Origin of the sequence: Pseudomonas rhodesiae, from assembly GCF_007858255.1 — a bacterium.
Classification (GTDB): Bacteria; Pseudomonadota; Gammaproteobacteria; order Pseudomonadales; family Pseudomonadaceae; genus Aquipseudomonas; species Aquipseudomonas rhodesiae.
Genome location: NZ_VFEU01000050.1, coordinates 1 through 9,696 on the forward strand (window position 1 = coordinate 1; position 9,696 = coordinate 9,696).

The following is a 9,696-nucleotide window of genomic DNA, read 5'->3' on the forward strand; positions in this document are numbered from 1 at the left end:
TCACTGGAAGCCAACAATGGCCTGGCGAATAAGACGGTGCTGCGCACCTGGTTGGCGGCGTTGCCGAATAATCAGGAGATCACGGTTAGTTGTGCGGTGACGTTTGATGGAAGTACAGATAGATCAACGGCCGTGGACTTGCCGTCGACGACCTATCGCGTCTTGACAGCCATTGGGGAGTTGCGATTGCCCAACTTGGTCCAAGCCAGTGGTATCGGTGCCTCCCAGACGCTGGCGCCCTTAAGTGCCTTGAATGGCGGAACGGTGGAAGTGAGCTACGACGGCATGCTGACCACCGACATCATCAAAGTCACCATGGTGGGTAATGGCGCTGCCGGTTCTCCCAACATCCCGGAGAAAAATGGCAGTGTATCGGGCACCGTTCCATTCCCCATCCCAGCGCATGCTATTGGGGTCAATATCGGTCGTACCAACCAGACTTTCACCCTCCAGTACAAGGTCACCCGGAACGGCTCGCCCAAAGATTCTGGCGTAGTAACGGTGACAGTGACGCCGATCCCCGTGGGGAACATGCCACGGCCGTTGATCAACAACACCCCTGCCGGAGCGACGCTGGACCTGAACACCTTTGTCGGTAATGCAATGGCTACGCTGGCGAAATGGCCGTTCAGTGCCGCTGGTCAAAGGGTGTGGTTGATTTGCAGCAGTGCGAATGTGGGAGACCTGTATGTGCTCAATGGTGAGCCCATCAGTCAGTCAGAAGCGACAAACGGGCTGGCGAATAAACCGGTGTTACGCACTTGGTTGGAATCTGTGCCCAACGGCCAGCAGATAGAGCTCAAGGCTCAGGTGACGCTCGACGGTAGTCAGACTCCGGGCAGAGAGACTCCTTTTCAGAGCACGACTTACAAAGTCTCGCAGGCTTTCCAGATCGATCGTAGCGATATGGATTTGAAAGGGTTTGCGATTATTGCATTCAACTGGCCGAGGAATGGGCAGGATTACCCTGGAAATGCAGCAACTCGCGTACCCACGGGAGGTCAACCGCCCTATACCTATGTATCACGCAACTCAGCCATCGCCCAGGTGACCTCGACGGGTAAAGTGACAGGCTATAGCAATGGCGTCACGACCATCGATGTACGAGACAATGCAGGGCACTGGTTGTCTTACAATGTGTACGTTTCGAACGTGTGGGCAGTGCGCGAATACCCCCATGCGATAAGCAGCGCTGACGCCTATAACTGGCGCCGATCATTACCCGGCGCCATTGGTCTGGATTGGCCCAACGGTCTTGAACATATGCAAAAAGTCTACGGTCCATCCTCGCAGTTCCCAGTGCCTTATGATGCCTTTTACTGGGTGTGTATCGACAACGGTGTGTATTGCTTCACATTAGTCGATGCTGCTTGGGACACGCGACTGCCAACACAGATCAGGTGTTTAGGCGTCAACTATCGAGCACCGGCCTGGTGCTTACAGCCGACTTGATTATCCATTCACCGCCGATTAACACGTAACGGAGTTTGAAAGATAAACCCGTTACGTGTTTTTACTTAGTTTCAAATCCCCCAACACTTCCCACTCTTCGCCAACCGCCCCCGCATCGCATCCACATTCGCCGCTAGTTGCAGCGTTAACAACCGATACCCATCCAGCGCGCTGTACACCGGCGCATCCAGCGTGGGCTCGCGGCCCGTGCCGGTACTTGGGCGCTCCAGTCGTTCGGTCATGCCGGATTTCAACGCCCGCGCCATCCCCACCAATTGCACACGGATCTGCCGATGCTCGGCCTTCAAGACGGCCTGCATACGGGCCATCGCTTGTTCGTCGCGTGGGTCGGGACGGGTGTTGCCGAGAATCTCCAGGGTGCTGATGCACAGCCGTAGATGACGCTGGATGGCGTCCAGCTCGGTCATGGAAATGCGCACTTCCTTGGATACCGACGGCATCAGCGAGCGCAGTTGCACCATTGCCGCATTCAAACGGTTGAGCAGTTTGACGTGTTCATCATCGGTGACCGACTTTCCACTGATGATCCGGCTGTAGATCTGTGCGCAGTCACGCAGGGCGCTGGCCAGGTTATAGCGCCACGAATACACGGCATACAGCGGCAGGGCGAAGGAGAACGCCAGGGCCAGGACGATACCGATGAGAATATCCACGGTACGCCATAAACCATCCGACAACGGGTTGTCACCGTGGCCGGCGACGATAAACACGGTGATCGCCGACAGCAGCGCGATATAACCGCCCTTGCCGATGGCGTGATAGGAGAAGAACCCGCACACCACCGACATCAGCAGGTAGGTCAGCAGCGGTAGGCCGAAGTAGGCCTGTTGCACCACCAGCAGCAGACCGACACTGGCACCGATCAAGGTGCCGTAGGCGCGTTCCACGGCTTTTTTGCCGATATTGCCGTGGTGCTGCAGCCCGCCGATCACGATCAACATGGTTACCGACGCCCATTCGCCGTGGGGCAGGTTGATGCCGGTGGTCAGCAGGATCGTGGCCAGCAAGCCAATGGACACGCGCACGGCGTGGATCAGCTTGGCATGCCGGTAGCGGCGGTAGGGGTCGAGCAAGGGGCGCAACAGGCGCCGGGCAAACATCGGCAGATTCATTGATAACAAAGGACCCTCAATTCTCCAGCTATAAACAATCCAAATGTGGGAGGGGGTCTTGCCCCCGATGGCTGTGGATCGGTAAAGAATCGGTTAGCTGACACACCACTATCGAAGCCAAGCCCTCTCCCACATTGTTTGACCGAGGTGAACTTAGAAGATGTAGTCAGTGGTCAGGAAACTTGAATCACGGTTGCGCAGGATCTCGCTGACCAGTGCCTTGTTGCTCTCTTGGAACTTGGTCGCCACCAGGGTGCGGATCGAAAACACGCGCAACGCGTCATGTACCGACAGCGTGCCTTCAGCCGAGTTCTTGCGGCCGTTGAAGGGGAAGGTGTCCGGCCCGCGCTGGCATTGGGCGTTGATATTGATGCGCCCGACCTGGTTGGCAAAGGTATCCACCAGGCGCCCGATGGCTTCGGGGTTGGTGCCGAACAGGCTGAGCTGTTGGCCGAAGTCCGAATCCAGAACGTAATCGATCACGGTATCCAGGTCGCGGTAGGGCACGATCGGCACCACCGGGCCGAATTGTTCTTCGTGGTAGACGCGCATTTGCGGATTCACTGGGTACAGCACCGCCGGGTAGAAGAACGAACCGCGACTGACCCCGCCATTTGCATTCACCACCTGGGCTCCGTGCTGCGTCGCGTCGGCCACCAGGCCGTTGAGGTAATCGACCTTGCCCACTTCCGGCAACGGCGTCAGCGAAACACCGTCTTCCCACGGCATACCGGGCTTGAGCGTCGCCAGGCGTGCGTTGAATTTTTCGATAAACGCCTCGACCACCTCTTCATGCACGAAGAGGATTTTCAACGCGGTGCAGCGTTGGCCGTTGAACGATAGCGAGCCGGTCACTGCTTCGCTGACGGCATTGTCCAGGTCCACCTCGGGCAGCACGATGCCGGGGTTTTTCGCGTCCAGGCCCAGAGCGGCCCGCAAGCGGTGCGGCTTGGGGTGCAGTTTCTTCAGGTCGCTGGCGGCTTTGTTGGTGCCGATGAACGCAAAGATATCGATCTTGCCGCTGGCCATCAGCGCGCTAACGGTCTCGCGGCCGCTGCCATAGATCACGTTGATCACCCCGGCCGGGAAGCTGTCGCGGAACGCTTCCAACAGTGGGCGGATCAGCAGCACGCCGAGCTTGGCCGGCTTGAACACCACGGTGTTACCCATGATCAGTGCCGGGATCAGGGTGGTGAAGGTTTCGTTGAGCGGGTAGTTGTAGGGGCCCATGCACAGCGCCACGCCCAGCGGCACGCGGCGGATCTGCCCGAGGGTGTCCTGTTCCAGCTCGAAGCGGCTGGAGCGGCGATCCAGCTCTTTGAGGGCGTTGATGGTGTCGGTGATGTAGTCGCAGGTGCGGTCGAATTCTTTCTGGGAATCCTTGAGGTTCTTGCCGATCTCCCACATCAGCAGCTTGACCACCCCATCGCGCTGCTCGCGCATGCGCCGCAAAAACGCTTCGATGTGGCGGATGCGGTCAACTACGCGCATCGTCGGCCATTCGCCCTGGCCACGATCGTAGGCACGCACGGCGGCGTCGAGGGCGGTGAGGGCGGTGTCGGCGTCCAGCAGCGGCGTGCTGCCGATCACCACCCGTTGGTCACCCAGTTGCACCGGGCTGTGCACTTGGGCCAGCGGGCCATTCCACACCCGCAACTGGCCGTTCACCAGGTAGTCACGCTGTTCGATGGGCGCTGCCAGGCGGTATTGCTCTGGGATCTCGGCGGTGGAAGTAGGAAACAGCTGAGCGAGCAAGGGCTGAGTGGTCATGGCGCTATCCCTGTAATAGTTACAAAACTTGACTGGTACTTGACTAGAGAGTCACCCAACCAAGGGCTCTATGGCAAGGCTTGCGCGCTTTGCAGTACGCAGAGCGACTGGCGCCGGGTAAACTGCGCGCCTTTCTTGAAGGAGTTCATATGAGTCAGTACCAGCCGGGCATTCTTGCTGCACCGGTGCCGTTGCAGGCACGCCATCTGTTTTTCGCCGTGGATTCCCTGGCCGCCGTTCCCGTTGCGTTGGACGCATTGGTGCGGATGGCGGATGCGGCGGCGGTGGTCGGGTTGGGTGAGCCGCTGGTCACTGCACTGGGCGCAACCATTGACGGCTTGCGGCCGTTTCCGGCGATCAGCGCGCCGGGGGCGCACAACCCGTCGACCCAACAGGCGCTGTGGGTGTGGCTGCACGGTGCGGATCGCGGCGAACTGCTGCTGCGCAGTCGCGCGTTCGAGAAGGCCCTGGCCCCGGGCTTTCGTCTGGTGCAGTCGATTGAAGGCTTCCGCTACAAGACCGGCTTCGACCTCACCGACTACGAAGACGGCACCGAAAACCCTCACGACGATGCTGCCGTGGACGCCGCCTTGACTGACGGCGGTGCCAGCTTCGCCGCCCTTCAGCAATGGCAGCACGACCTCGATGGTTTCGCCGCGTTGCCAGCCCAGGAACGCGACCACATCATCGGCCGCCGCCACGGCGATAACGAAGAACTGGAAGACGCCCCAGAGTCGGCCCATACCAAACGTACCGCCCAGGAGAGCTTCACCCCCGAGGCCTTCGTGGTGCGCCGCTCCATGCCGTGGGCCGAAAACGGTCAGGCCGGCCTGATGTTCCTCGCCTTCGGCCATTCCTTCGATGCTTTCGAGGCGCAGCTGCGCCGCATGAGCGGCCTGGAAGACGGGATTGTCGACGGCCTGTACCGCATCAGTACGCCGTTGACCGGCGGCTATTACTGGTGCCCGCCGGTCCTGGATGGGCACCTGGATCTTAGTGCGCTGGCCAGTTGATAGTGGCGCGCGTGACTAGCCGATCAGCTCAACCTTGCCGCTGTCGAGGCGGTACACACCGCCGACAATCTGCAAGGTGCCGGTGGTCAGGGCGTCGGCCAACAGGCTGGATTCAGTCTTGAGCCGTGCGACGGTATCAATGACGTTCTGTGCGATGGCGTTATCCAACACGTTGCCCGGCGCTTTCAGCACCTTGGTCACGGACGGTTTGATCGCGTCGGCCAGGCCCTGAATCTTGCCGGGGAATCGAGCGTTGTCTTTGACCGCCTTGACCCCGGCCGCCACAGCCCCGCAACTGTCGTGCCCCAGCACCATGATCAGTGGCGTGCCCAGCACCGCCACGGCGTATTCGAGGCTGGCCAGTCCGTCATCGGTGACGAAGTTGCCGGCCACGCGCACGGCGAACAGGTCGCCTCGACCGGTATCGAAGGCATATTCGGGCGCGATCCGCGAGTCGGCGCAACTGAGTACCGCGACGAAGGGGTTTTGCCCGCCGACCAAGGCCTCACGTTCGTGCATGAAATCATGGCGTCGTTTGACGCCGGCGGCATAGCGCTGATTGCCCTCCATCAAACGTTCCAGCGCCTGTTGTGGGTCGAGCTTGTTGGCCGCTTTCGGCACCGGGGCGGCCTGAACCATGCCGCTGGGTAAAGCGCCGGCCAGCATCAACGCGCTGGCGCCGAGTGTGGTCAGACGCAGAAAGTCACGGCGGCCGTTGTTCGATGGCGTATCAGTGGGGCGATGGGCGTTGCACATGGATGGGCTCTCGATAGGGGGTTAGCGAAAGCGCCAAGGGTGCAAAGAATGCTGAGCGAAGAATGTAGGAGGTTTCTGCATGTGCAGCGGACGCTGAACCCGAATAGGTCGAAAGCTCGTCGATCGTCCGCTGAAAAGAACAACGCCAGCCCTAACCTGAGAGCCTTCGCCGCCTGCGTGAATCGTTTGTGACTCAGACGCTTTTGAGGTGGTCGAGCCAGGCAGGGTCCAGGCGGGTCTGGTCGGTGTCCAGCCCCAGCGCCTGCATCTTGCTGACGTGGGCCTGCATCTCACCGACCAACTGCGCCTGGGCGCTGGAGTTGGCGTCCAATTCGTGCATCTGAGTCAGCCCCAAGTGATAGAAGCGCAGCAGCTTCATGGCTGTCGGGTCATTGGCCTGCACTCCCTCGGTGACCTTGTGCATCACGTTGGTCACGTTCATCAGGCTGCGCTTGAGCTGCCAGCCATACACCGCCGGTGCCAGCCACGCCTGGCCCCAAAAGGGGCCGCGCACCAGCGCCAGGGTGATCAGCACACCGGCGAATACGCCGCCGACGTTGAAGCGGAAATTATCCCCGCCGGGCTCGCCGAACAGCGTCACCGCCAGGCTCGACAGCACCATGGCCAGGGCCAAGAACAGCACCGCCACGATCAGCGTGCTGCGGCGGGTCTGTTGGCGGTAGAGCGCGGGGTCACAGGGTTTGAGCTCGAACATCCGGGTCAGGTCTCTAGAGGATGGCGGGGTGGCATCATCGCACGTCAGGGCAAACAAGTTGAACGTTGGTGCGCGGGGCTTTCTCTAAATCGGTGCAGGCCACCCATTATGACGAGGTGAACCATCATGCCCGAATACAAACAGCCACCGCCCGGCACGCCAGACCCCAACCGTACCCCCGGTGAGGAGGAGCGCGACAACGACGCTCTGCGCCCCAATGATCCCGCGCATCGTCAGGACATTGACGATACGGAGCAAGCCGAGCAAGACCTGGAAACCCTTCACGATAAAGCCCGTCCGCTCTAGAGGAGATAGCCATGACCGCTCCAGACAAAGGCCCGCGCTCCAGCGAGCACGCCAGTGGCAAGGATGAGCTGGGTTTCGACCCGGACTCGCCGGATGTCGCCGACCCGCAGGTCGACCCGATCGGCCCGGCCATCGCGCCGCTGGACAAGGATAAAAAAGATCACCCGGAAAAAAAGCCGCCTTACGATCCGTTGGGCGACTTGAAGAAGTGATGCAGGCCCCGCTCGATTGAGCGGGGCTTTTTGGTTTAGGGGATGGGGTTATTTAGGTGGCATCCAGGTCACATTGGTGATGCCGTATTTCTCCGCCCAGGGGCGGGTGGTTTTTTTGACTTGCTCATGGCCCACGCGGCCAATGCGACTCACATGGGCAACGTCGGCGTCGACCGCCGCCCAATGCCAGGCCTCGGCGTTATTCATCACTTCGGCGCGTACTACAAAGGACTTCGGTTGACCGTGCAGCTGATAATTAATGGTGTAGATTTTTGCGGTACTCATGGTGCCTCCCTGACTTGTTATAAATGGATAGGAAGGCGTTTAAAAAGGTTCATTCAAAATGACAATCTGCACGCGGGCGCGGCATAGTGACGCCTTCGCCCGTGCTCAAGGACCGTGCCATGCCCCGTCTCACCCATTGCCAGCGCTACCTGCAACGCCTGGGCTACGACACTCCGCCACCGCCCACCCTGCAAACTCTGCAAGACCTGCAATTGCGCCATGTCTGCACCTTCGCCTTTGAGAGCCTGTCGACCCTGCTGCACCAGCCGGTGCCGATCGATCTGCCGAGCGTCGAGCACAAAGTGTTGTTCGAGGGGCGCGGCGGCTACTGCTACGAGTTGAACCAGATGTTTCTGATGCTATTGCAGGAATTGGGCTTCGACGCGCGCGGCATCACCGGCCGGGTTGTCATGGGCGGCCCGCCGGATGCGCGTACGGCGCGTACCCATCGTCTGAGCCTGGTGAACCTGGACGGAGTGCGCTACATCGCCGACGTGGGCTTTGGTGGCATGGTACCCAGCAGTCCGTTGCAACTCGATACCCAGGCGGTGCAGGCCACGGCCCATGAGCCTTACCGCCTGACATTCGATGCGCAGGAGAGCAGCTATACGCTGTGGGCCGAAGTGGCCGGGGAATGGCGCGGCTTATACGTGTTCGACCTGCAAGTGCAGGCCGACATCGATTACGAAATCGGCAACTGGTACGTCTCGACCCACCCTGGCTCGCCCTTTCTGGGGCAGCTCAAAGTCGCGCGGCTGGCCGTGGGGGAGCGGCACACGTTGAACAACGCGCATTACGCAATTCACTATCTGGACAGGCCCAGCGCCAAGCGTACGTTGCAACACAGCGATGAACTGCTGGCATTGCTACGCGACACGTTCGGCATTCAGGTGCCTAAGCACCCACGTTTGAGCGACGCATTGGATGACTTGATTCGCGCAGGCCGCCAAGAGCCTTGATCTAGAGCGTTCGCTGAACCGTTTTACCTCCAAAGTCAGGTGAATTTTTTCGAACCTTTTGCGCGCGCGGAGGTTCGAAGCGGTTCCTGAATAATTTGTCCACCTGACAAGGAGATGTAAAACGATGTCCAAACTATTCGGATCATTCCTCAAAAACGCCTCGCTGCTTGCGCTGGCCACCGCGCCGGCGATGGTGTTCGCAGCGCCGTCCACCGACCCGATTTCCATCTTCGGTCTGCAGGGCAGCTACAACGATTTCAAACTCGAAGGCGGCAGCCAGAGCGACAAGGACCACATGCCCGAAGCGGGCCTGTTCTACAACTTCGGCAACAAGCTTACCGCTGAGTCCGGTTTTATCTACCAAGCCGGCCTCGAAGCCAAATACGGCGAGAAGAGCGACAACAAACTCAAGGAAGGCCAGGCCGATCTGGACCTGGGCTGGCGTGCCGCGCTGGATGCGCGCAACTTTGTCGACGTGATCGTGGGCGGTGGTTACAGCTGGACCCGCTACGAGCCAGAGTCCAACGGCAATGACCTTGAGCTGACCACCAAGTCGCCATTTGCCAAAGCGGCACTGGGTTACAACCACCAGTTCGATGACATGACCCTGCGAGTTGAAGCCGGCGCTCGTCACACCCTCGACGGCCGCGTCAAAGTCAAGGTTGACGGCTTGGGCAGCGATTCCGTCGACCTCAAGGACCGCACCAACCCGTACGCGGAAGTCAGCCTGCTGATGAACCAGAAAGGCAACCTGCCTGTGATGGCGGGCCTGTACTACACCCGCACCGAATACAAACTGGATGAAGATTCCCCCGTGGCCGACAACACCAAACTCAAGCGTGACGAGTATGGGTTCAAGGTCGGTATCGCGTTCTAAGCCGTTTGTAGTGAGCTGGCTGATTGGATAAGAGGGGCTTTTGTGGTGACTGAGCTTTATGGTGTACAGGCTCTTATGCTGAACAGGCTTTTGTGGTAATGGAATGGACGCCCCCTTCCTAACGGCATCTATGTGCCAAAGTTAAAGTGTTACCCACACTTAGCGGAAGGGAGCGTCCTCATGCAGCTTACGACTGTTTCGGTTGACTTGGCAAAAAC

11 protein-coding genes are annotated in these 9,696 nt (G+C 59.7%); 6 read left to right on the forward strand and 5 right to left on the reverse strand.

What is annotated here, in order from left to right; translation table 11 throughout:
• Nucleotides 1-1,452: Ig-like domain-containing protein (locus FIV35_RS29020; protein ID WP_211363921.1), on the forward strand; the 1,452-nt coding region annotated here is incomplete at its 5' end.
• 71 nt (nucleotides 1,453-1,523) lie between these two features.
• Here the strand turns inward: FIV35_RS29020 and FIV35_RS29025 are convergent.
• Both FIV35_RS29025 and FIV35_RS29030 read right to left on the reverse strand, forming a co-directional pair.
• Nucleotides 1,524-2,585, reverse strand: coding sequence for an FUSC family protein (locus FIV35_RS29025; RefSeq protein WP_034136469.1), 1,062 nt, complete (start codon nucleotides 2,583-2,585; stop codon nucleotides 1,524-1,526).
• Between the two features lie 153 nt (nucleotides 2,586-2,738).
• Nucleotides 2,739-4,355, reverse strand: a complete 1,617-nt coding sequence (locus FIV35_RS29030) for an NADP-dependent glyceraldehyde-3-phosphate dehydrogenase (protein ID WP_034136468.1) — start codon at nucleotides 4,353-4,355, stop codon at nucleotides 2,739-2,741.
• Nucleotides 4,356-4,504: 149 nt separating this feature from the next.
• Here FIV35_RS29030 and FIV35_RS29035 point away from each other — a divergent pair, with 149 nt between their 5' ends.
• The gene (locus FIV35_RS29035; protein ID WP_034136467.1) at nucleotides 4,505-5,368 is read left to right on the forward strand and encodes a Dyp-type peroxidase; all 864 of its coding nucleotides are present in this window, start codon (nucleotides 4,505-4,507) and stop codon (nucleotides 5,366-5,368) included.
• Nucleotides 5,369-5,383: 15 nt separating this feature from the next.
• Here FIV35_RS29035 and FIV35_RS29040 read toward each other — a convergent pair whose 3' ends face one another.
• A complete protein-coding gene (locus FIV35_RS29040; RefSeq protein WP_034136466.1) occupies nucleotides 5,384-6,124 on the reverse strand; it encodes a carbonic anhydrase in 741 nt (246 codons plus the stop codon).
• Nucleotides 6,125-6,317: 193 nt separating this feature from the next.
• Nucleotides 6,318-6,839, reverse strand: coding sequence for a DUF3087 domain-containing protein (locus FIV35_RS29045; protein ID WP_034136465.1), 522 nt, complete (start codon nucleotides 6,837-6,839; stop codon nucleotides 6,318-6,320).
• Nucleotides 6,840-6,965: 126 nt separating this feature from the next.
• Between FIV35_RS29045 and FIV35_RS29050 the strand changes: the two genes are divergently transcribed.
• Entirely contained in the window at nucleotides 6,966-7,145 is a 180-nt protein-coding gene (locus tag FIV35_RS29050; protein ID WP_034136464.1) for a hypothetical protein, read from the forward strand.
• An 11-nt stretch (nucleotides 7,146-7,156) separates the two neighbouring features.
• Complete coding sequence (locus FIV35_RS29055) at nucleotides 7,157-7,357, forward strand: DUF6021 family protein (RefSeq protein WP_034136463.1); 201 nt, start codon at nucleotides 7,157-7,159, stop codon at nucleotides 7,355-7,357.
• Between the two features lie 48 nt (nucleotides 7,358-7,405).
• On the opposite strand, the gene FIV35_RS29060 is transcribed toward FIV35_RS29055, so the two are convergent.
• Nucleotides 7,406-7,642 (reverse strand): DUF6555 family protein, encoded by a 237-nt coding sequence (locus tag FIV35_RS29060; RefSeq protein WP_034098712.1) that lies wholly within the window; start codon nucleotides 7,640-7,642, stop codon nucleotides 7,406-7,408.
• A 119-nt stretch (nucleotides 7,643-7,761) separates the two neighbouring features.
• Here FIV35_RS29060 and FIV35_RS29065 point away from each other — a divergent pair, with 119 nt between their 5' ends.
• Together FIV35_RS29065 and FIV35_RS29070 are read left to right on the forward strand one after the other, a co-directional pair.
• Nucleotides 7,762-8,601: an arylamine N-acetyltransferase family protein gene (locus FIV35_RS29065; RefSeq protein ID WP_034136462.1), complete on the forward strand. Its 840-nt coding sequence runs from the start codon at nucleotides 7,762-7,764 to the stop codon at nucleotides 8,599-8,601.
• Nucleotides 8,602-8,725: 124 nt separating this feature from the next.
• Nucleotides 8,726-9,478, forward strand: coding sequence for an outer membrane beta-barrel protein (locus FIV35_RS29070; protein WP_034136461.1), 753 nt, complete (start codon nucleotides 8,726-8,728; stop codon nucleotides 9,476-9,478).
• The last annotated feature ends 218 nt before the right edge of the window (nucleotides 9,479-9,696 follow it).